This window comes from Pilosibacter rotomagensis, from assembly GCF_045062245.2.
Lineage (GTDB): Bacteria > Bacillota > Clostridia > Lachnospirales > Lachnospiraceae > Pilosibacter.
On the sequence record NZ_CM170323.1, the window covers coordinates 865,457 to 888,920 of the forward strand.

Annotated in this window: 16 protein-coding genes; 10 read left to right on the forward strand and 6 right to left on the reverse strand. The window is 49.3% G+C overall.

Annotated elements, in window-relative coordinates; genetic code table 11:
• Window positions 1-7 precede the first annotated feature (7 nt).
• Window positions 8-1,210 (reverse strand): FprA family A-type flavoprotein, encoded by a 1,203-nt coding sequence (locus ACI3EW_RS03950; protein ID WP_405582058.1) that lies wholly within the window; start codon window positions 1,208-1,210, stop codon window positions 8-10.
• A gap of 382 nt (window positions 1,211-1,592) precedes the next feature.
• On the opposite strand from ACI3EW_RS03950, the gene ACI3EW_RS03955 reads away from it, so the two are divergent.
• The 5 genes from ACI3EW_RS03955 (at window position 1,593) to ACI3EW_RS03975 (ending at window position 5,749) form a co-directional block, all read left to right on the forward strand.
• Window positions 1,593-1,769 (forward strand): FeoB-associated Cys-rich membrane protein, encoded by a 177-nt coding sequence (locus ACI3EW_RS03955; RefSeq protein ID WP_015552721.1) that lies wholly within the window; start codon window positions 1,593-1,595, stop codon window positions 1,767-1,769.
• A 28-nt stretch (window positions 1,770-1,797) separates the two neighbouring features.
• Window positions 1,798-2,013 carry a FeoA family protein gene (locus ACI3EW_RS03960; RefSeq protein WP_117470097.1) on the forward strand — a complete coding sequence of 72 codons (216 nt, stop codon included), beginning with the start codon at window positions 1,798-1,800 and terminating at the stop codon, window positions 2,011-2,013.
• Between the two features lie 246 nt (window positions 2,014-2,259).
• Window positions 2,260-2,484 (forward strand): FeoA family protein, encoded by a 225-nt coding sequence (locus tag ACI3EW_RS03965; RefSeq protein WP_015552719.1) that lies wholly within the window; start codon window positions 2,260-2,262, stop codon window positions 2,482-2,484.
• A 115-nt stretch (window positions 2,485-2,599) separates the two neighbouring features.
• Complete coding sequence (feoB, locus tag ACI3EW_RS03970) at window positions 2,600-4,783, forward strand: ferrous iron transport protein B (RefSeq protein WP_485663296.1); 2,184 nt, start codon at window positions 2,600-2,602, stop codon at window positions 4,781-4,783.
• A gap of 177 nt (window positions 4,784-4,960) precedes the next feature.
• Window positions 4,961-5,749, forward strand: coding sequence for a ZIP family metal transporter (locus ACI3EW_RS03975; protein WP_485663297.1), 789 nt, complete (start codon window positions 4,961-4,963; stop codon window positions 5,747-5,749).
• A gap of 198 nt (window positions 5,750-5,947) precedes the next feature.
• Here ACI3EW_RS03975 and ACI3EW_RS03980 read toward each other — a convergent pair whose 3' ends face one another.
• Genes ACI3EW_RS03980 through ACI3EW_RS03990 form a run of 3 tightly spaced genes read right to left on the reverse strand, consistent with a single transcriptional unit; the run spans window position 5,948 to window position 9,646 of the window.
• A complete protein-coding gene (locus tag ACI3EW_RS03980) occupies window positions 5,948-7,390 on the reverse strand; it encodes a TrkH family potassium uptake protein (RefSeq protein WP_405579543.1) in 1,443 nt (480 codons plus the stop codon).
• Window positions 7,391-7,402: 12 nt separating this feature from the next.
• Entirely contained in the window at window positions 7,403-8,761 is a 1,359-nt protein-coding gene (gene trkA, locus ACI3EW_RS03985; RefSeq protein ID WP_021905211.1) for a Trk system potassium transporter TrkA, read from the reverse strand.
• Between the two features lie 24 nt (window positions 8,762-8,785).
• Window positions 8,786-9,646 (reverse strand): class I SAM-dependent methyltransferase, encoded by an 861-nt coding sequence (locus ACI3EW_RS03990; RefSeq protein WP_015552713.1) that lies wholly within the window; start codon window positions 9,644-9,646, stop codon window positions 8,786-8,788.
• Between the two features lie 389 nt (window positions 9,647-10,035).
• Between ACI3EW_RS03990 and ACI3EW_RS03995 the strand changes: the two genes are divergently transcribed.
• Window positions 10,036-11,445: a cell wall-binding protein gene (locus tag ACI3EW_RS03995; RefSeq protein WP_405579547.1), complete on the forward strand. Its 1,410-nt coding sequence runs from the start codon at window positions 10,036-10,038 to the stop codon at window positions 11,443-11,445.
• A 179-nt stretch (window positions 11,446-11,624) separates the two neighbouring features.
• Complete coding sequence (locus ACI3EW_RS04000) at window positions 11,625-18,269, forward strand: InlB B-repeat-containing protein (protein WP_405579550.1); 6,645 nt, start codon at window positions 11,625-11,627, stop codon at window positions 18,267-18,269.
• 127 nt (window positions 18,270-18,396) lie between these two features.
• Here ACI3EW_RS04000 and ACI3EW_RS04005 read toward each other — a convergent pair whose 3' ends face one another.
• The gene (locus tag ACI3EW_RS04005) at window positions 18,397-19,536 is read right to left on the reverse strand and encodes an amidohydrolase (RefSeq protein ID WP_405579553.1); all 1,140 of its coding nucleotides are present in this window, start codon (window positions 19,534-19,536) and stop codon (window positions 18,397-18,399) included.
• A 171-nt stretch (window positions 19,537-19,707) separates the two neighbouring features.
• A complete protein-coding gene (locus ACI3EW_RS04010; RefSeq protein WP_405579556.1) occupies window positions 19,708-20,658 on the reverse strand; it encodes a 2-hydroxyacid dehydrogenase in 951 nt (316 codons plus the stop codon).
• 342 nt (window positions 20,659-21,000) lie between these two features.
• Between ACI3EW_RS04010 and ACI3EW_RS04015 the strand changes: the two genes are divergently transcribed.
• The 3 genes from ACI3EW_RS04015 to ttdB all read left to right on the forward strand — a co-directional run bounded on the left by ACI3EW_RS04015 (window position 21,001) and on the right by ttdB (window position 23,408).
• On the forward strand, window positions 21,001-21,648 hold the full coding sequence (locus tag ACI3EW_RS04015) for a GntR family transcriptional regulator (protein ID WP_405579559.1): 648 nt from the start codon (window positions 21,001-21,003) through the stop codon (window positions 21,646-21,648).
• Between the two features lie 231 nt (window positions 21,649-21,879).
• The gene (gene ttdA, locus ACI3EW_RS04020; RefSeq protein ID WP_345941794.1) at window positions 21,880-22,782 is read left to right on the forward strand and encodes a L(+)-tartrate dehydratase subunit alpha; all 903 of its coding nucleotides are present in this window, start codon (window positions 21,880-21,882) and stop codon (window positions 22,780-22,782) included.
• Entirely contained in the window at window positions 22,782-23,408 is a 627-nt protein-coding gene (ttdB, locus tag ACI3EW_RS04025; protein ID WP_215704627.1) for a L(+)-tartrate dehydratase subunit beta, read from the forward strand. Before ttdA ends, ttdB begins: the two co-directional genes overlap by 1 nt.
• Window positions 23,409-23,464: the final 56 nt, after the last annotated feature.

Sequence of the window (23,464 nt, forward strand, 5' to 3'; positions counted from 1 at the left end):
CCTCCATTTACTGTAATGATGCGGCAATTGCGTCTGCAAGTGCGTCAAGCTCAGCTTCCTGATCATTTTTCAGGGCTGATTTAATGGTTACATCTGCCTCGAGCACATGGATATTTTTCATTGTACCGAGGATTTCACCCATCTGCTTTGAGGTGGTTGCCGCCCAGGTTCCGTTCTGGATCAGGGCCGCGGTACGGTTTGTAAGACCGTGGGCTGCAAGCTGGTGGAGAAGCGTATCCATATTGCAGAAGATACCGCCATTATAGGTGATAGATGCAAAGACCATCGCGGAGGTACGGAACGCGTCTGCAATGATGTAGGACGGATGGGTCTTGGAGACGTCAAAGACGGAAATATGGCGGATGCCGCGGTCGGCAAGCTTTCCGGCAAGGATATCGGCAGCCTTTTCCGTATGGCCGTAAACAGAGCCGTAGGCGATCGTTACAGATTTTTCTTCCGGCGTATAGGAGCTCCATTTGAGGTATTTATCGATGAGCCATGGGAGATCTTCTCTCCAGATCACGCTGTGGAGCGGGCAGATCATCCGGATCTCGAGCCCGGCAGCCTTCTTTAAGAGACCCTGTACGGACATGCCGAATTTTCCAACGATATTTGTATAATAACGTCTCGCCTCAGAGAGCCAGGCACCCTTATAGTCGATCTCATCAGCAAAGATATTTCCGTCGACAGCGCCGAAGGAACCGAAGGCATCAGCGGAGAACAGGATCTTTTCTGTCTTTTCATAGGTAACCATGACCTCCGGCCAGTGTACCATCGGGGCCATCACGAAGGTGAGTTCGTGGGAGCCAAGAGAGAGGGTATCGCCCTCTTTTACCGGAATCGCGCGGCTGTCCACATCAAAATCAAAAAACTGTTTCATCATTCCCACAGCCTTTGCGGTGCATACGATCTTTGCCTCCGGGTAAGCGGCGATCACATCGGCGATGGATGCGCAGTGATCCGGCTCCATGTGGTTTACGATGAGATAGTCCAGAGTGCGGCCCTTTAAGGCAGCGGTCACATTTTCGAGAAAATCATGGGTGAAGGACGCGTCCACGGTATCGAAGAGCGCTGTCTTCTCGTCAAGAAGAACGTAAGAGTTATAGGACATTCCTGTAGGAACCGGATAAACATTTTCAAAGAGAGCGATGCGGCGGTCGTTGACGCCGACCCAGAAGAGAGAATCTGTAAGCTTTCTTATGTTATTCATGTTAGAAACCTCCTGATAATAATATTGCTGTGGCGTTTTCGGAATCTGTCAGAACGGGAACGGTGAAATACCGGAAAGGTACTGGCTTCTGAAAGAGTCACAAAAGGTCGAAAAATAAAATCATCTGGACCTATATATCTATATTGTTGATGAATTTTGAAATTATAGAAATAAATTCAGACAAGACAGAAATATTAGCGCAGATATATTATCATTTTAAATGGAAAGTCGTCGGAAAGCAAGTAAAACCATCCTGTAAAATCTTAAAAAATTATTAAATACCAGTTGACAAGCGGGATATGAAGTCATATAATTCACTTGAAATTGATATTCGTTATCAATACAACTGTTCCCACAAATGGTTTGGTGAGAGGTGATGGAAATGCTTACAGATGTAATTGTTTTGTTGCTGGTTGCCATGGCCGTGATCGGTGTGATAAAGAGTATCCGGAAACAGAAGAAGAGCGGTTCCTGTGGGGGCTGCTGCGGTTCCTGTTCCGGTTGCAGCGGATGCGGCAGTGTCCATTACGATACAGCTCCGAAAGCTCATAAAGCCTGAGCGGATGGGAGTGTAAAGAGGAGGAAACATGATGCCAATGACATTTTTACGTGCCGGTGAGACCGGCATGATCCAGCGTGTCGGCGGAGCGGAGGATACAAAGAGATTCCTCGCGAATCTTGGCTTCGTGGATGGCGCAGCAGTGACAGTGATCTCTGAACTCAACGGAAATCTGATCGTAAACATCAAGGATTCCAGAGTTGCGATCAACAAGGAGATGGCAAAGCACGTTATGGTGCAGTAGCTGTGAAAAAAGATGGTAACTGTTCAGCAGTTTGCATTATCCCGCAGGGAAGTGCAGACTGGGAAGAATGGGCAGTTATGGATGATGAAAGTTCAAGTGGGAGTTTTCCCACTTTGCTTTTTCCCCATAGGTTAGCATGCACTAATTAGCAACAACTAATCGGAAACTTTTGGAAAAATTTCACAAAAGGCAGGGGGAATGGATCCGGACCGCAGGAGTGGTTCACAAGGATAGAAAGGAGAAGACATGACATTACGTGAAGTTCCGGTACATACAACGGTTAAAGTTGTAAAGATCAACGGAGAGGGCGCATTCCGCCGCAGAATCATGGACATGGGCATTACCAAAAACAGCGAGATCTACGTTCGTAAAGTAGCGCCGCTCGGTGATCCGGTCGAGATCACGGTCCGTGGATATGAACTGTCTTTGAGAAGAGACGATGCGGAAAGTGTCGAAGTCGTTACAGTCTGATGACGGGATAAATGTTTTACCTGATGTGTATGCAAAACATTGGCAAAACACGGTTGCTGTCCCCGCGGAGTGTGGACAGTGACAACACAAGTGCAGGAAAATAGGAGGATGAAAAATGGCTATTAAAATCGCATTAGCCGGCAACCCGAACTGTGGTAAGACGACCATGTTCAATGCCCTCACAGGCGCGAACCAGTACGTCGGAAACTGGCCGGGTGTAACAGTAGAGAAAAAAGAAGGTAAATTAAAATCTTCAAAGAGCGGTGAAGAGATCATCATCACAGACCTTCCGGGTGTTTACTCCCTTTCTCCGTACACACTGGAGGAAGTTGTAAGCCGTGATTATCTCGTTCACGAGAAACCGCAGGCGATCATCAATCTGGTAGACGCAACAAACATTGAGAGAAACTTATATTTGACGACTCAGATCCTCGAGATCGGTATTCCGGTTGTAATCGCGTTAAACATGGCTGATCTGCTTGCAAAGAGCGGGGATAAGATCGATGTGAAGAAGCTTTCCGAGATCTTCGGCTGTGAAGTTGTTGAGACTTCCGCGTTAAAGGGCACAGGCCTTAAGGAAGTTGTCGAGAAAGCGATCGAGGCAGCGAAGAAGAACGAGTGGAAGAACCCGGCCGGCATCTTCTCCGGAAGCGTAGAAAACGCGATTGAGAAGGTTGAGGAGGCTGTCGGTGACGCTGTGGACGCAGACCAGAAGAGATGGTTCGCGATCAAGCTTCTTGAGAAGGACAGCAAGGTCATCGAGCAGTTACATCTTCCGGCATCCGCTATGGCAGCGGTCAACACGGAGGTTACCCGTCTTGAGAAAGAGACTGATGACGATACAGAGAGCATCATCACAGACGAGCGTTATACATACATCGGAAGCGTGATCGATAAGGCCGTTAAGAAATCCGGCAAGAAGCTCTCCACCTCCGATAAGATCGATAAGATCGTTACAAACCGTATCTTAGGTATCCCGATCTTCGCGGCAGTAATGTGGTTCGTTTACTACATCTGCGTAAGTACACTTGGTACCATGGGTACAGACTGGGCAAATGATACATTCGGCGGCGGCATTCAGGAATGGGCAGGCGCAGCACTCGCAGCGGCAGGTGCAAGCGACTTCATCCAGAGCCTTGTTGTAGACGGTATCCTCGGCGGACTCTTCGCTGTATTCGGATTCCTGCCGCAGATGGCACTCTTATTCTTAATGCTTTCCATCCTTGAGGACTGCGGATACATGGTACGTATCGCATTCGTCATGGACCGTGTGTTCCGTCACTTCGGACTTTCCGGTAAGAGCTTCATTCCGCTCCTTATCGCATCCGGCTGCGGTATCCCGGGTATCATGGCCTCCAAGACCATTGAAAACGATAACGACAGACGTCTTACCATTATGACAGCCACATTTATTCCGTGCGGTGCGAAGCTTCCGGTTATCGCTCTTTTAGGCGGCATCATGGTCGGCTGGACCTCCGGAGATTACTCCGATGCGGGAAATACAGCATTCTTAATGTATGCGTTAGGTATCGTCTGCGTTCTTGTAGCAGCGATCATGTTAAAGAAGACAAAACCGTTCTCCGGCGAGGCAGCTCCGTTCGTTATGGAGTTACCGGCATACCACATCCCGTCTGCCAAGACCGTTCTCATGCACACCTGGGAGCGTCTGTGGGGCTTCATTAAGAAAGCCGGAACGATCCTGTTCCTTGCATGCGTGATCATGTGGATCCTCTCCACATTCGGCTTTGAGAATGGTTCCTTTGGCATGGTAGAAGATACAGAGAACTGCCTGATGGCAATCCTCGGAAGTGCACTTGCATGGATCTTCACTCCGCTCGGATGGGGCAAATGGCAGTGTGTTGCAGCGGCGATCTCCGGATTCTCCGCAAAAGAGGGTATCGTTTCCACAATGGGTGTCCTTGCAAATGTCAGCGAGGATCTCTCCGAGGAGACAGACGTTGTCGCAGCCGCGATCAGAGACTGGTTCCCGACAATGGCAGCAGCCTTCTCCTTCCTTGTATTCAACCTGTTAAACTCCCCGTGTCTGGCGGCTATTTCCACAATGGCCCAGCAGATGCAGTCCAGAAAGTGGTTCTGGTTTGCAATCATCTTCCAGAACGTGTTCGCTTACTGTGTAGCACTGATGTTCTACCAGTTCGGTCTTCTTATGGAAGGCGGTTCCTTCGGAATCGGCACAGCAGCAGCCGTTATTGTTCTTCTCGGATTCCTCTATATGCTGTTCCGTCCGGATCCTTATAAGAACCAGAAGAAGGCATCCCGCCGCTCTGTAGCAGCTTAATTTTGGCAGTATTACTTCATTATTCCATAGAAACTCTATAAAAGATCCAGGTCAGAGGCGGACGTCGCTTCGTGGCCTGGATCTTTTCAGTTGGAAACCGCATAGCTTATAGAAGGAAGATTGCGAGAGCCGCGCCGGGGTCCGGACGGCCTTCGCGGATCAAAGGAGACAAAAACGATGGAAAATATCGGAAATATTATTCTTGGGATCATGATCCCGTTTGCGGGGACGACACTTGGAGCTGCGTGTGTATATTTTATGAAGAAGGGAATCCGTCAGAATGTGGAAAAAGGTCTTCTGGGCTTTGCGTCCGGTGTCATGGTGGCGGCATCCGTGTGGTCACTTCTGATCCCTTCCATGAATCTTTCCGCGGATCTGGGACGTCTGGCGTTTCTGCCTGCGGTGACCGGATTCTTCTGCGGCATTCTGTTCCTGCTGTTCCTTGACGGGCATGTGCCTCATCTTCACATCGGGTGCGATGAACCGGAAGGTCCGTCCTGCACGTTAAAAAAAAATACGATGCTTGTCCTTGCGGTGACCCTTCATAATATTCCGGAAGGAATGGCGGTCGGTGTCATGTTCGCGGGACTTCTTACGGCAAACAGCGGGATCACCTTAGCCGGTGCGTTTGCCCTGGCCGTCGGGATCGCGATCCAGAACTTCCCGGAGGGCGCGATCATTTCCCTGCCGCTTAAGGGTGAGGGAATGAGCAGCAACCGGGCATTCTTGTATGGAACGCTTTCCGGCGTTGTAGAGCCTGTCGCGGCGCTTTTGACCGTGCTGCTATACAGGGTCCTCGCTCCGGTCCTGCCGTATCTTCTCGCCTTCGCTGCAGGAGCGATGATGTACGTGGTCGTGGAGGAGCTGATCCCGGAGACCGCGGAGGGAGAACACTCGAATATCGGGACCATCGGGTTTGCGGTCGGGTTTGCCCTGATGATGATGCTTGACGTGGCACTTGGGTGATACAATATGGACGATTGAGTGTCATCTGTCTGCCCGCTGTTCGGTGGAAAAAAGACAGAAAAACAAAAAGAAAAGTGGATATCCAGAGTCCATGATGTGACTCTGGGATATCCACTTTTTATTTCCGGCAATCAGATTTTTCAACACGGATCAGTCAAATTGTCAAAATTACATCTATTATTGGGAATGTGTGCTTAATTAGAATCTCTTCCAGGTACCCCGATAGAAAAGCAGCAGCAGCGGGAAGAGCTCCAGACGTCCGGCAAGCATATCAAAGGTCAGAACCAGCTTGGAGAAGTTGGAGAAGAGCCCGAAGTTCTGGGCCGGGCCTACAAGTTCCAATCCCGGTCCGATGTTGTTTAAGGTCGCCGCGACGGCGGTAAAGTTTGTCACAAGATCGTAGTTGTCGATGCCGATGAGCAGCACGGAGATCGCGAAGATCAGGATGTATGCCGCAATGAAGACATTTACGGAGCGGAGAACCACATGCTCCACCGCGCGTCCCTCAAAATGGATCTTGCGGACCTGATTCGGATGGAGACTCTGGGAGAGCTCCTTTGTCAGGGAGCGGAATAACAGCACGATACGGGACACCTTAATGCCGCCGCCGGTACTTCCCGCGCAGGCACCGATAAACATTAAGAGCACCAGGATTGTTTTCGGGATTGTCGGCCAGGAGTTAAAGTCCACGGTGGCGAAGCCGGTGGTCGTGATGATGGAAGCAACCTGAAACGCGACATGGTGGAACGCGAGGAACAGGCTGTCGAAGAAATCCCGGACAAAAAACGTGATGACGAGGATCGACGCGGCAATGATCCCGAGGTACCATCGCGCCTCCTCGCAGCGCAGCGCTTCCTTCGGCTTTTTCATATAGAAGAGGAAGTACACGTTAAAGTTGATGCCAAAGAGGATCATAAACACGGTAACTACGCCCTGAAGGTAGGTGGAATAGCTTCCGAAGCTGTCGTTCTTGATACCGAAACCTCCGGTTCCCGCGGTACCGAAAGCGGTACACAGGGAATCAAACACCGGCATCTGTCCCACAAGCAGGAGAATAACCTCTAGAACCGTCAGGAAGAGATAGAGCCCATAGAGGATCTTTGCGGTGGACTGCACCTTCGGGACCAGCTTTGTGACAGAGGGTCCCGGGCTTTCTGCCTTCATGAGGTTCATATGATAGCCGTTTCCGGTAAGCGGAAGCAGGCAGAGAAGGAACACGAGAACTCCCATACCACCGATCCAGTGTGTAAAGCTCCTCCAGAACAGGATGCCGTGCTGAAGCGGTTCCACGGCGGGAAGAATACTGGCACCGGTCGTCGTAAATCCGGACACAGTCTCAAACAGGGCATCCACCGGATTTGTGATGGATCCGCTTAAGAGGAACGGGATGGAACCCATGATACTCATGACGATCCAGCTTAAGGCAACCGTCACGGAACCTTCCCTTGCGTAGAATACCTTGTTTTTCGGCTGCTTGCGGACAAGGATCACACCCGGAATCAGGCAGAGGACGATCGTGATGAAGAATGCCAGTGCGCAGCTTTCATGGTAGATCAGGGAGACTGCCAGGGATGGCACAAGAAGCGCCGCCTCCACGTCCAGAATCCAGCCGATAATATAAAAGATCATCGAATAATTCATGGAATCGCTCCTTTATGATTTTAAGATATCCCGGATATCACCGAGACCGCGGTTTGTGGTCACGAGAATCACGGTATCCCCGACCTTGATTATATTCTGACCGCGGGGGGTGAGGATCTGACCGTTTCGGTTGATGCAGCAGATCAGAAGGTTGTCCTTTAAGTTTAAGTCCATAAGCGGCACATTCGTGACAGCGGAATCCTCTTTGATGGAGAACTCCAGTGCTTCGGCACGGCCGTCCAGGATCTTATACAGTGTTTCCACGTTGCAGCCGATGGTGTTCTGGCGGGCACGGACGTACTGTAGGATATAATCTGCCGTCAGGTACTTCGGGTAGATGATGCTGTCGATACCGAAGCTGTCGATCACGTCATCGAAGGCGATCTTATTGACCTTTGCGATGAGCTTTGCGTTGGAGTGGAGCTTTCCGTAGAGGGCGAGGAAGATATTCTCCTCGTCAAGTCCGGTGAGGGCCACAAGGGAATCAGCGTAGGTCAGGCCTTCTTCCAGAAGAAGATCCCGATCACTTCCGTCCCCGTTTATGATGTCAGCGCCGGGAATCACTTCGCTTAAGTAATCACAGCGCTCTTTTCGCTGCTCGATGATCCGGACACGGAACCCGATCTTTAAGAGGTCCTGGGCCAGATAGTGGGCGATGGTGCCGCCGCCGATGATCAGGGAATTTTTTACGGATTTTGAGCGGAGACCGATCTTTTCAAAAAACTGAGCCGTATTTTCAAGAGATCCCACGATAGAGAGGATATCCGTATCCTGAAGGACAAAGCTTCCGTTCGGGATCACGACCTCGGATCCGCGCTCAACGGCACAGATCAGGACATCGCATTTTAACTGTCTCATGATATCCATGATAGTTTTTCCGCCGAACCCGATCTCAGGTTTTAAGCGGAAACGGAGAAGCTCGACACGTCCCTTTGCGAAGGTGTCGATCTTGATGGCGGACGGGAATTTTAAGAGCTTTAAGATCTCTCTGGCCGCCGTCAGCTCCGGGTTGATGATCATGGAGAGTCCGAGCTTTTCCTGAATGAAGCGGATCTCCTTATTATAGAGCGGGTTTCTTACGCGGGCGATGGTGTCACAGTGTCCGGTCTTCTTCGCCATCAGGCAGCAGAGGAGGTTTAATTCGTCCTCGCCGGTGACAGCGATAAAGAGGTCCGCGCTTTCAACTCCGGCCTCCTGCTGGATATTGAAGCTGGCGCCGTTTCCAACGATTCCCAGGGCGTCAAACTGGTTGGAAAGATGTTCCACTTTCTGCGGATTCATATCGACCATAACGAGATCGTGGCCCTCGGCGCTTAAGCGCTCCGCAAGGCTCACGCCGACTTTTCCGCAGCCGACAATGATGATCTTCATATGTTTACCGGTCCTTTCAATTAATTACGCTTCCCAGCGTCCGGAAGCGCCGCACGGGAGTACAAGTTTGGAACTTGTAACCGGAAGTCCGATCTCCTCGGAGCTTACAGTTCCGCCGAACTGCGGAACAACGGCTGTTCCGAGCATATAAGTCAGAACGGCCGGAGCTAGTCCGGTTGTGTAGGAGTTGATCAGGTAGAATAACGGCTTGTCGGAGAGGAGCTTTGCACACAGCTTTACTAACGGGTAGATTGCGTCCTCGATCTTCCAGATCTCGCCCTTCGGGCCTCTTCCATAGGAAGGCGGATCCATGATGATCGCGTCGTAGTGGTTTCCACGGCGGATCTCACGCTCTACGAATTTTACGCAATCATCCACGATCCAGCGGATCGGCGCGTCCTCAAGGCCGCTGGACTTCGCGTTCTCCTTTGCCCAGGCGACCATGCCCTTTGAGGCGTCAACATGGGTCACGGAAGCTCCGGCTTTCGCGGCTGCCAGAGTTGCTCCGCCGGTGTAGGCGAAGAGGTTTAAGACCTTGACCGGGCGTCCCGCGTTTTTGATCTTTTCGCCAAACCAGTCCCAGTTTGCCGCCTGTTCCGGGAAAAGACCGGTGTGCTTAAAGCTGAAGGGCTTTAACTGGAAGGTCAGGCCTTTGTAGTTGATGCTCCACTGCTCCGGGAGACTGAAGAATTCCCACTCGCCGCCGCCTTTTGAGCTTCTGTGGTAGTGGCCGTTCATCTTTCTCCACTGTGGTGCCTTTTTATCGGTATCCCAGATAACCTGGGGATCCGGACGGACCAGAATATATTTTCCCCAACGTTCCAGCTTTTCACCGCCGGAACAGTCGATGACTTCATAGTCCTTCCATCCATCTGCTATCCACATAATTGTATTCCATCTCTTTCTTTAGACTTTTTTTGCGTAAAAACGGATCAGGGGCATAAAATGCCTATGATATACCAGTATAATAGATTCGGGGGATACTGTCAAATAGGAGTGGGGATGGAATGCGGGATGTTGGCGGAAATATGGGGAACATGAACGGAAAATGTGTCTTTCTGTGGCGGGAATGCGGCAGAACTGTGGTGGGGACTTAAGAGAATTGACAGGTATTTTCTGTTGAATAATCAGGGAGTTACTGGTAAAATAAAATCAGATGTATTGCGAAATGAAAAATACGGCCGGAAGGCAGAAATCCCATCGGCGGAGCTGATCCGGAATGGATGTTGGCGATAGTTATACGCCTTTTGGGGTACAGGAAGGAGACGGAGCGAGTGAAGAAAAAAGGGTTAAGAATACTGGCAGCAGCGGCGGTCCTGACTTTCGGATGTCTGACGATGAACGCCTACGCAGCGGAAGGCTGGGCGCTTTCCAATAATATATGGACGTATCTTGATAAGAACGGAAACCGCGTGACGAATGAGTGGAAAAAGGGCGCGGACAATCTCTGGAGATATTTAAACAACAGCGGTGAAATGGCGGTCAACAGCTGGGCCGACAACGATTACTATGTGGATGCTAACGGAATCATGGTGGCGAATAAGTGGATGCAGATCGCGTCCCCGTACAGCAGAGACAGTCAGACCTACTGGTTCTACTTCGGTTCCAGCGGAAAAGTCACAAAGGACACCTGGAAGAAGATCGATGGAAAAAGTTATTACTTTGACGCTGACGGAATCATGCAGACCGGCTGGACCGAAGATGGGGATTACTATTTAAGCTCCAGCGGAGCGATGGTGACAGGATGGAGATATCTGGAGCCGAAGGATGAGGACAGCAGCCTTTACGGAACGGAAAGCGATGATGGAAAGTACTGGTTCTATTTTTCCGCAAGCGGAAAGAAGCAGAGCCCGTCGACCAGCGATGACGGCGGAGAGTATAAGGTAACAAAGATCGATGGAAAATACTATTGCTTTGACGCAGACGGACGGATGCGCACCGGCTGGGTGTATTTAGAAGGTGATCCGGAAAATTCAAGTAAGAGTTCGATTGCGGATTGGAGATATTTCGCGGAGAGCGGGATCCAGAACGCTACAGTCGGCGCGGCGATCTCAGGCTGGCTTTCCTTAAACCCGCCGGAACAGCTTCAGGACAATGTGGATGAGCCGGTGGTATGGTATTATTTTGATAAAAACGGTGAGCCAAAGACCGGACCGGAAGACGGAAAAGCGTCCACGAGCGATTTTGTCCGCATCAATGGAAAGACGTATCTCTTCGATCAGAAAGGAAATCCGGTCAAAGGATTAAAGAAGGTACGGATCGGATCGACCAGCGAATATACGTCCTACTACTTTGATAAGTCATCCAGAACCTCAGTAAAAGGAAAAATGACCGTCGAGGAAGGCGATGGAAATAAGACCACGTTTTATTTCAATGAAGGGACCTATGCAGGCCGCGGAACAAACGGCGTGAAGAACGGATACCTTTATTATATGGGAAAACTTCAGCAGGCAGACAGCTCCAGCCGCTATGCGCTGATCAGCATTCCGAATGGAAACGGCAGTTATCAGACGTATGTGGTAAACAGCTCCGGACGTATCTCCAAGAATACGACGGTAAAGGACCGCGATGGAAACAAATATAAAGTGAATTCCAGCGGGATTCTGACGCATATCAATGACGAGGCAGCAAGCTCCACGGAAGATTACGGTGAGCCGACTGAGCCGGTATTTGAGAATGACTGATATGGATCCAGGATAAACGATAAAGGATTTTTTGAAGGACCAGGGGCAGAGATGTTCCTGGTCTTTTCTTTTGCATTTCGTGCAGAATTTTGACATCTTGTGTCGAACCGATTGATACGCCTTGTTTTCTAATGATATTCTGGCGACAGAGACTTGACGATAAGAGGGAGGCGGATCGCATGAGATATAATTTTAGAAGATGGATGGCAGGATTATTGACGGCAGTGATGGTGGGATCCACGATCATATCACCAGTGTATGCGGAATCAGCTATGATTCGACCGGATACTGATTTTGAAGTATATACGGCGAGTGATGCAGTGAAGGAGAAAGCGACACAGTCAGACACGGTGAGAAAACCGCAGAGGGCGAAAAAAGATGAATTATTGAAGCTTAAGGCATCGGACTCCAATGCGCTTCTCAGGACATTGAGTGCCGCAAAGGAGTATGATCTGAAGAATGGGGAAGTGATCATTGATCGGGATGGCGATTACACGATCAGCGGCACATATAAAAAGACGACTGGAACGGCCCATATAACGGATCATGTGATCACGGTGAAGAAGGATGTTTCTGCGACGATCACTTTAAAGGGTGTGTCAATTGAAACCGCAAATGCGAATACAGTTAAAATGTCCTGTATTGAACTTGAAGAGGGAGCGGATGTGACGCTGGTTCTCTCCGGAATGAACAACCTGTATACAGTCAGCGATTCCGGCGCGGCGATCCATGTGCCGGAAGGAAGCAGCCTGACGATCAAGGCAGGATCTGATCAGGCTACCCTGTATGCGTTTGCGCGCGCTTATGGAGCGGGAATCGGAGGAAACAGCGGAGAGGGACATGGCGAGATCACGATCGAAAGCGGAACGGTGGCAGCTTGTTCTGGAATGAGTCTGACAGATAAAGGACTGGAAAAAGGAACGGAATCGGACAGTGGAGCCGGAATCGGATCTGGTTCGGCGGGAATTGGCGGTGGTATGATTACAATCGCTGGTGGATCTGTTTATGCAGCAGCATCTGTTGGAGCTGGAATCGGTGGTGGATATAAGGGAACATCGGGAACTGTTGTGATTTCCGGCGGAGATGTAGAGGCACGGGGCGGAGAGTATAACCGTAGCGTGAATGCTGTTGCAATCGGTCCAAAGATGGTCGATGGTAAGAATAATAGTTTTACATTGAAAGCCAGTGAAATAGAAAAAGCAACGGCAGAATTCCGTGGAGTTGATCAAACCAAAACATACACGGTCAATATTGGAAAGGAGCAGACCATCGAGTATCCGGGAAGCCGTGTGGTGATCAAGTATGGAGAACAGACACGAAATGGGAAGCTTACCGTTACTCCAAAAGAAGGTGTTACCTATTCTGGAAACGGAAGAGTTGAGATCGCCGGAGCTGGTCCATATACAGTTACAATGGCAGATTCTGGGACAGCGACATGGGAATTTATTGAGATCAAGAGCAGCTGTACCGTTACTTTGAAACAGCTCAATATTTATCCGAATGTACAGAAGGTTCCCGCAATTGATATCGATGCGGGACTTAAAAAGGTGACCTTAAATCTGGAAGGCAGAAATATTCTTAAGGGCGCTGAGCTTGCGGCGGCGATCGATAATCATGGGACTCCGCTGGAGATAACAGGAAGCGGAAGTCTGGATGCCACAGCCGGCTCCGGGTCTGCGGCGATCGGTGGCAGCTGCTATGTATATTCTGTGCCGGTAGGCAAAAATATTACGATCTCCGGCGGTGATCTGACCCTGCGGTCAAATGGAGAAGGAACCTGTCTGGGAGCTGGTGCTGCCGGCAGCACAAGTACGGGGAGTGCAGATAATCTGGTCATTTCCGGTGGAAATGTAAACCTGATCAAGAGCGGGGGCGGTTATTGTATTGGCTCGACAGACGTTTATGTTAGTTCGGTACCGAATATTCGGATCACAGGAGGAAATGTCACAGCGACGGTGTCCGGAGACACAGGAAAAATCTGTCAGAGTCCTATCACGATAGCGCCTGAAAATGGAAAAACAGCGACACTGTATACAGGAAACTCAGCTCCGGGAAGCGCGGTTCTCGGGCTGCGCGGGGAAGAAAAATATGAGCCCGTGTCAGAGAAGTATATGCGTGTAAAGTTTGGAACACCGCATAACCTTACTGTTACGGGAGGAACGATCACCTCAACAGAGTCCGAATTTGCGGAGGGTGAGAAAGTGCCGGTCAGCGCGAGTGCCGAGATCACGGATGGAGCCGGAGGAACCTTGTATTTTGCAGGATGGACGGTTGAAAACGGAAGCGGAACGTTCGCGGATCCTTTGTCTTCCGGAACAACATTTACGATGTCCGATGTGGATACAGAGATCAAGGCGAACTATACAGGTGGATATTCTGTTACAGTTGCTGACGGAACCATCACCCCGGAACAGGCAAACTATGCGCCGGGAAGTACTGTCACGATCACAGCGAAAGATAAATCTTCGGATAAATTATGTTTCGATCGCTGGGAGATCACGAACGGAAACGGAGAATTCTTAAACGGAACGGCCAGTCAGAAAACGGCACAGCTTAAAGTAAACAGCAGCCTGTCCGTAAAGGCGGTCTATGTTTCCGGGCACAGCCTCACGGTAAATAATGGAACTGGAAGCGGAGCATATAGAACTGGAGATGTAATCGAGATCACGGCATTTCTACCGGCGGGATCAGAATTTTCATCATGGACGCTGGATTCTGGCTCAGGAACCTTTGAAAACTGCTACAGCAGCACGACAAAATTCACGATCGGATCAGAAGATGCTGTGGTCACAGCCCAGTATAAGGGCGAAGGACTCACCGGTGACTTCATCGTGAGCGGCGGAATCCTGGGAACAGATTATAAATATGAGAACGAAACACTGACCATAACGGGCAGCGGAAAATACGAGATCTCCCTGAAAGAGGGCATTGAGACGACTGGAAACCAGATCACGGTTCAGGGCGGAACATCTGTAATTACGCTCCATAGCGTAAAAGTGAATGGAAACAAAGCGCTCAGGATCGGGAATAAAGCAAATGTGACGTTGATCCTGGATGGGGAAAACTCCATGTGTTCCAAACAATGGAACTGTGTGTATGTGCAGGACAATTCTTATCTCACGATCACGAGTATTCAGGGTGATGGAAGCTCTGCGGGAACACTGCGTGCGGAAGGAAATAAGTCTGGCCAGATCAATTATGCCGGAATCAGAGGCGGTTCCATTACTGTAAAAGGCGGAACAGTTATTGCTAAAGGTGAATATGAAGCGGCGGGAATCGGCGGAGACGCACGGGTAACAAATAATAATTTCTCCATTTCGATCGAAGGAGGTACCGTGGAAGCTGACGGCGGCTGGGGAGGTGCCGGCATCGGAAGCGCAAGTCAGGCAGGCGGAAATGTCAATATCAATATTTCCGGCGGAACCGTAAAGGCTGTCGGAGGCCAGGGCTCTGCTGGTATCGGAATCGGATATAATAGCTGGGCGAAGAGCAGGATAACGATTACCGGAGGAAGGACAGAAGGAAAGGGAGGAGACAGGTACGCTGGCGAAAAAACGACCAGCGGTGTCGGCGCAGGATCAAAAAATGATGATGTGGAGTTTTATATTAACGAGAGAGCGCTGATCATGCACGGACCGAGTTCCGCAGATGAGAAGGTTACAGCGAAGGAGATCAATCAGAAGACCACAAGGATGGGACGCTGCGCGGTCATTTATTTTCAGGCCGATGAGAGCGGAGAGGCCGCTTCGATCTCACTGACGCCGAAGACGGAGGTAATGTATCCTGGAAGTTCAAAACAGTTTACCGCAGCTGTTAAAGGAGCAAAGGATCCGACGGTGGACTGGCGGGTATCCGGAAATACCAGCAGCGATACAAAGATCAGTTCGCTGGGAATTCTGACGGTAGGTGCGGATGAGAAAGCGGAAACGCTCAGCGTGACAGCGGGCTTAAGGTCATATAATAAAACTGCATCCGCCAAGGTAACAGTGAAACAGATCCAGACAGGTCTTGCGGTTGGTTCAAAAGAAATTGAAGTTGGAGATTCTGTTTCGGCTGTGATGACGGTTCCGGAAGGAATGAGTGGACAGATCCGGTTTTATGTAGATAAAGCCGCGGTGGGAAGTCCGATCACATCAACGGGAGGCGAAACATCGTTTCCGATCGGAAAAGAACTTCTCCCGCTGGGAACACATGAGATCTATGCGGAATATTACGGAAACGGATTCCGGGTCAAGAGTGGACAGATCTCAGTGACTGTAAAAAAACGTAATCCACAGATTGTAAAATGGCCGGAAGCTATAAGGGAGATTTATTATGGTCAACGGGCATCAAATGCCGGACTGCAGGGCGGACAATCTGGAACTATACCTGGCGACTTTGGTTTTGATGTCGCATGGCCGGAAGTGGGAACAGATGAAGCTCTGTGCCACTTTACGCCAAAGCCAGCGTACCGCGATACGTATGAGACGATCTACCATGAAGTTAAGATTAAAGTTTTACCGTCAACTCCGAAAGTCGAGGAGAATCCTGCGGTAAATATTCAGTATGGACAGTCCCTGAAAGATGCGGTGATCTCTGGAGGAAAGGTGATCAATCCAAAATATATAGAGCAGAAGCAGATGATTGTGGATGGAAAATGGAGCTTTAAGGATCCAGATTCTGTACTTTATCCAGATACATCCTGCGCAGTAGTATTTACCCCGGAGGATACGAAAAACTACACGGGAGCGACTGAAAAAGAAGTTTCGGTTACTGTTTCGGCGGCAAAACCAGATCTCACTATGGAACTTGACCGGGAGACGCAGGTTGCAGGAAAGCGGATAACTGTTTCGGCAAAAGCGAAAAATGCGTTTTCTTCTGCACTTGAGGATGTACCGGAGATCCGAATTTCTTATCAGATCGGGGATGGAGCTGAGCAGACTGCTTCAGGAAATGAGATCCAGATCCCTATTGGTACCGCTGTCGGGACGATCATCACGATCACGGCGAAAACAGCTGCTGTTGATGGCAGATATATTGAAACTTCCGAGACAAAAACGGTGACAGTGGCAGACAAAACGATCGTGGATAAGCAGATATCTGTGACGGTACCTGATGTGGAATATGGCAGCTCACCAGTTCCGAAGGGAACATTTGCGGGAAATGTGGATGGAGATGAGACATGGGCTTACACGTACAGTGTGGATGGTGGAAATACATGGGGTACGGAAGCACCGAAAACAGTGGGAAGTTATCTTGTAAAAGCTTTTTATGAGGATGACTCACAGAAAGGAGAGAATATTTCTTCCTGGAAGATTATTCCCAAAACGGTGATTGTGGCGGGCATTGTACTGGAGGAAAAAATCTATGACGGAAGAACTGACGTGAATGTGAGATCAGTAAGCTTTGGCGGTCTTGCAAACGGAGATACTCTGGAGTCAAAGGATTATTCTGCAGCAGCAGAATTTGAAGATGCAAATGCGGGAACAGATAAAAAAGCTTTTGTAGAGGTTTCCTTATCCGATACGGAAAATGCAAAGAATTACGTTCTGGATCAAGCAGGAAAGTTCATTCTTGATGGACAGAGCATCAAAAAAGCCGAAGCGCCCTCTGTTCCGGAGATCTCTGAGGCGTACAGCTATGGAATAAGCGGAGAGCAGGAGATCGTTCTTTCCGGATTCTCGGAAGACTGTGGAGAGATTTCTGGCGGAAATGCCGATATCATATCGGATAAGTCCGGCATTCTGGAAGAGAAAATTGCCGTAGAGGGGACGCAGTTAAAATTCGCGCTGAAGAAGAATGACAGATCACAGATCGGAGCATCAGCAGTGATCCGGGTCAGTGGCGTTCTTACGGAAAACTATGAGATACCGGATATTCAGGTCGTAATCTCTCTGAATGACAAGAATGAGCAGCATCCGATTGCGGGAACGATTACGTTCCAGCTGAATGGTGATGAAAAAACATTCACAGCTGAGATCGGGGCTGTCGAGGGCGCAGAGTACAGTTTTGACGGTACCACCTGGTCAGACAACAACCGGAAAGATGACTGCCAGCCGGATACCCTGTATCACGGATGGATCCGTCTGAAGGAGACGGAGACAGAAAATGCGGGACCTGCGGCGGAGGTTTCCGGAAGAACTCCGAAACTGGCAGAAAAGCCGCCTGTGGACGGACCGGAGAAGCCCGGAGATGGCGGGAATACTGGAGGAGACAACGGCACAAAGCCTGGAGATGGCGGAAATGCTGGAGAAGATAACGGCACAAAGCCTGGAGATGGTGGAAATTCCGGAGAAAACAATGGCTCAAGACCAGGAAGTGGAACTGGTTCATCCAGTTCAGACTCTTCCAAACCGGAGATCAGTGAAAGAAAGCCGGATATCAGCCGTGACAGTAAAAAGGGATATATTGATCCTGTAAAGGGAATTATCCCGGGCGCTGCGAACAAAGCGGTAAACGATGGACACAGCCATTGGATGAAGGATAAGAATGGCTGGTGGCTGAGATACAGCGATGGCAGTTATGCGGCAGGAAAGATGATCGTGGGAGAGCACGATAATATGCAGACGGTTGAGCATCAGTGGGAACTGATCAACGGAAGCTGGTATACATTTGATGAGCAGGGATATCTGCGTGTTGGACTTTTCTATGATGCCGGTTATAGGGGCTGGTTCTATATGGACGAAAATTCCGGAATGCAGACTGGCTGGGTACTCATCAATGAAAGATGGTATTTCTTCAATCCGGTTTCTGATGGAACAAGAGGAATGATGTTTATCGGAAGAAAAACGCCGGATGAGTATTTTGTGACGGAAGATGGCAGCTGGGACGGAAAGACAAAATAATAAATAAGAGAACAGCCAGGTGAGAAAACTCCCTCTTTGCAGTTTATGGGATAAACGCACAGAGAGGGAGTTTTTATCATTTATGAACCTAAAAATTCAGAGAAATAATCAATGAAAGGCAGTCTCATTAAACTTCTTTACCATTGATCAAAACGTGCTGGATCACACCTGTCACATCAAACGGACAGCCGTCAACAATGACAACATCGGCGTCTTTTCCTTCTTCCAGAGAACCGACGCGGTCAGCGATGCCGATATGCTCGGCCGGGTTGATGGTTACGGCGCGGAGTGCCTCATACTCGTCCATACCGGCTTTGATAGCGAGCCCTGCGCAGAGCGGCAGGTAGTGGAGCGGAGTTACCGGCGCATCTGTGATGATGGAAACATGACATCCGGCTTTCGCGAGAATGCCAGGTGTCTCCCAGGTCTTATTCTGAAGCTCAAATTTGGAGGCATGTCCGAAGGTCGGACCTACCGCGAGCGGGAGATTTTCCTTCGCGAGTTCATCCACGATCATATGGCCCTCTGTCACGTGCTCCAGAGTCAGGCCGACACCGAATTCTTTCGCGATACGGATCGCAGTGAAGATATCGTTTGCCTGATGGGCATGGGCTTTTAACGGGATCTCATGGTTTAATACCGGGATCAGAGCTTCGGACTTCTGGTCGTAAGCCGGAAGCTTGGAAGCATCATCACCGGCCGCCTCGATCTTTGCCTTGTAAACCTTCGCTTTATTTAAAGCCTCGCGGATCTTTGCGGCATTTGTCATACGGCTGGAGATTCCCTGTTTCTGGTAGCAGCGTTTCGGGTTTTCACCGAAAGCGCATTTCATAGCGACCGGGAATTTTACGATCATATTGTCAACACGGGTTCCAACCGGTTTGATAGCAGCGAAGGTTCCGCCAATGGAGTTGGAACTGCCTGGACCGGTTGCGAAGCAGGTAACACCGGCTTTCGCGGCCATCTTCATACACGGGTCAAACGGGTTGATTCCGTCGATCGCCTGTACCTGTGGAGTTACCGGGTCATTCAGTTCATTGTAGTCATGTCCCTCGTAGCCGATCCCGTAGCCGTCAAGACCGATATGGCAGTGGGCCTCAACAAATCCCGGATAAACCTGGAGTCCGGTGGCGTCGATAACCTCAGCACCGTCAGCAGAGAGACCTTTTCCGATCTTTACGATCTTTCCGCCGTCGATCAGGATGTCAGCGATAAAAGTTTCCTTTGATACCGCTGTGTGAAGTGTTCCATTCTTGATACAAATCATGGGAATTCCTCCTCTTTTCAAATCATAACTCCATCATACATGAATTGCGAGAATATTTCAAGGATTCTTTCTGTACAGTAGTTAAAAAAAGTTACGATTCACGCTTTGCGCAAACAGTAATAAAAAAGGAACTATATCATCTTAAAAGATGAAAAGTTCCTTATATTTGAGTTATGAAACTACATTCACCGGTTTCCCTTCAAGGAATCCCTTTACATTTCCGGCAAGGATGGAAACGAGACGCTGTCTTGTCTCAAGTCCCTTCCAGCCCATATGCGGGGTGAGGATCACGTTGTCGAGGGTGTAGAGCGGGTTGTCGGCTTTCGGCGGCTCAGTTTCCTGGACGTCGAGGCCTGCGCCTGCGATCTGGTGCTTTTCAAGCGCTTCGATCAGAGCCGGTTCATCGATGAGAGCACCGCGGGAGGTATTGATCAGGAATGCGGTCGGCTTCATGAGCGCAAGAGTCTCTTTATTGATCATATGCTTTGTCTGCGGAGTTAACGGGCAGTGCAGGGAAACATAGTCACTGTTCTTTAAGACTGTCTCAAGATCCACATAGCGGATGCCGTCTTCGTCGGCTCTCGGTGTTCTTGTATACACGAGAATGTTCATATTAAGAGCTTTTGCAATCTTCATTACAGTCTTTCCGATATGTCCGGCACCGATGATTCCTAAAGTCTTTCCGTTTACCTCAACGTGCGGAACCTGGAGATTTTTCGTAAAGTTATCATGGTTTCCGTTTGCCAGCATTTTCATCTGGACCTGCATGGTGGAACTTAAATTTAAGATCATCATGACCGCCGTGTGGGCTACGCGCTCGGAGCTGTATGCCGGGATATTGCAGACGGTAATCCCCTTCTCCCTTGCGGCATCAAGATCCAGATTGTTGTATCCGGTACCGGCCTCACAGATCAGCTTTACGGAAGCTGGAAATCTGCGGATCAGGTCACTGTTCACCGGCATCTCCTTTGTGACGATAATATCAGCTCCCTCAATGCGCTCTAAGAGCTGTTCCGGTGTGGTATCATCGTAGACGGTCACGTCGGAAGAGAGAACAGAAAAGTCGAGATTTCCGTCAAAGTTCATTTTTTTTGCGTTTAATACAACGGTCTTGTCGCTCATGGGTAAATCCTCCTGTGAAAATGATAATAAGAAAATTGTGCGTGCTTTGACCCTATATCCATTATATATCGGTTTTTGAAATGTGACAATAAAGAGTTTGTGGTTATAGGTTATGTGAATCGTTTTAGTATTGTCGTGGTCTGATGGGGATTCCGAAGGTTTTATCCGTCTGAAACTTGTGTGTCAGGGAGCGATACTTCCGGAAAAACTTAAATGGGCCTGTGAGACAGTAAATGGGAAATATGCCACTGCCTAAGTGCTGGAAATTAGCGTGAAGCTACTTGCGCTGTCCGGATTTCGGAAGTATACTTATGCCATAATATTTGAAATGGATGGAATCATATGCTTGGATTAAAACCGGTAAAACTGATGCCTGCGAGGGAGCGGGTTGCTTCGGCGCTCAGAAAGGCAATTATATCGAGACAGATTAAGGAAGGCGAGACGCTGGCGCTCGAGGCGACGGCTCAGGAGCTTGGGGTGTCGATCACTCCGGTGCGGGAGGCGTTTCAGATCCTCGCGAGGGATGGGCTTTTAGAGCTGAAACAGAATAAAGGAGCCACCGTTTTAGGGGTTACGGAAAAGACGCTGCGGGATCACTATCAGATCCGGGCAGTGCTTGAAGGGTACGCCTGTGTGCTCTGCGTGGAAACCGGGGCAGATCTCTCTGCCCTGCAAAACTGTCTGAAGGCATCGGAGGAGATGCTCGCTTCCGGAGACAGCAGCAGATATTCGGATATGAACCAGTCGTTCCATTACGAGATCTGGAATGCGTCGGGGAATGAGAAGCTTGTGACAATGCTCTCAGAACTCTGGAACGGACTTTCCATGGGAGTCCAGACGACGGAGATGGAGTACGCGAAGAAATCGTTTGCGGAACATAAGAAAATTTATGAGGCGATTGCGGCGAAGGACGCAGAGACCGCGAGAGCGCAGATGGAGAAACATATCAGGAGAAGCCTGGAGGATATGCTGACGCGGTACAGAAAATAAATACAATTTATCTATAATGCACAAAAACATAAGCTACAAATTAGACAGTATGATGAAAAAGTAAAATTGGTATTGACTTTTTCATCATACTGTTTTATTTTAAATACATAAATTGTATACATGATAAAAAATAAAATATCAAATGCAAGAAATCAACATGCAGACGAAAAGCAAATGGCTGCCGGAAGTCAAAATTAAAGCACGAACAGTCAAAAATTTTAAGGAGGTTATATGATGAACAGAGAGGAGCAGGTGGAGAAGCTTACCACATATATCGCCCATTTTACGGACTATATCGGAAAGCATCTCCCGGACGATGTAAAGGCAAAAATTTCAGAATTAGCAGAGGCGGAGACAAACCCGCTTGCAAAGTCCATCTATGAGACAATGAACTTAAACCAGAGATTAGCCTCTGAGTTAAACAGACCGAGCTGTCAGGATACCGGTGTGATCCAGTTCTGGGTAAAATGCGGAACAAAGTTCCCGCTGATCGATGATCTGGAAGTTCTTTTAAAGGAAGCGGTTGTCCGTGCGACTGTGGATGCCCCGCTCCGCCACAACAGTGTTGAGACTTTTGATGAGTACAACACCGGAAAGAACGTCGGAAAAGGAACACCGACCGTATTCTGGGATATCGTCCCGAACAGCGACCAGTGTGAGATCTATGTCTACATGGCAGGCGGCGGATGCACACTTCCTGGAAAGGCGATGGTTTTAATGCCAGGTGCCGGATATGAGGGCGTCGCGAAATTCGTCCTTGACGTTATGACAAGCTATGGCTTAAACGCATGTCCTCCGCTTCTTGTTGGCGTCGGCGTCGCAACATCTGTCGAGACCGCAGCACTTCTTTCCAAGAAAGCACTGATGCGTCCGATAGGAAGCCACAATGAGAATGAGCGCGCCGCAAAGATGGAAGCACTTCTTGAAAAAGGTATCAATGATATCGGTCTCGGACCGCAGGGAATGGGCGGAAAAGCATCTGTTATGGGTGTTAATATCGAGAATACCGCAAGACATCCATCTGCCATCGGTGTAGCAGTAAATGTTGGATGCTGGTCCCACCGCCGCGGACACATTATCTTTGATAAAGACTTAAATTACACGATCACAACACATTCGGAGGTGACTTTATAATGGTTGAGGTAAAGAACGGAAAAAAAATTCTGACAACACCGATCAGCGCTGAGGATCTGGAAGGAATCCATGTCGGTGATATCGTATATTTAAACGGAAGCATGACGACCTGCCGTGATGTGGCACACCGCCGTCTCGTGGAAGAGCACAGGGAACTCCCGGTCGATGTAAAGGATGCAGCGATCTTCCATGCCGGACCGATCATCCGGCCGCTTCCGGATGACAAATTTGAGATGGTCTCCATTGGACCGACAACGAGCATGAGAATGGAAAAGTTCGAGAAGGAATTTGTGGAGCAGACCGGCGTCCGCGTGATCATCGGAAAAGGCGGCATGGGCCCGAATACAGAGTACGCATGCAAGAATTTCAAGGCGATTCACTGCGTATTCCCGGCCGGATGTGCTGTTGTTGCCGCAACCCATGTTGAGCAGATCGTGGAAGCACAGTGGAGAGACCTCGGAATGCCAGAGACCTTATGGCACTGTGATGTGAAGGAACTTGGACCGTTAATTGTCTCCATTGATCCGGACGGAAGAAATCTCTTTGAGGAAAACAAGGTCACATTTAACGAGAGAAAAGATAAAGCGTTAGAGGAGATCTATCCGCAGGTAAGTTTCATCAAATAACTGGAAGAAAGCAGCAGATCAAAGAGATGCTTCCATAGATCGCTGCAGGTTCAGAT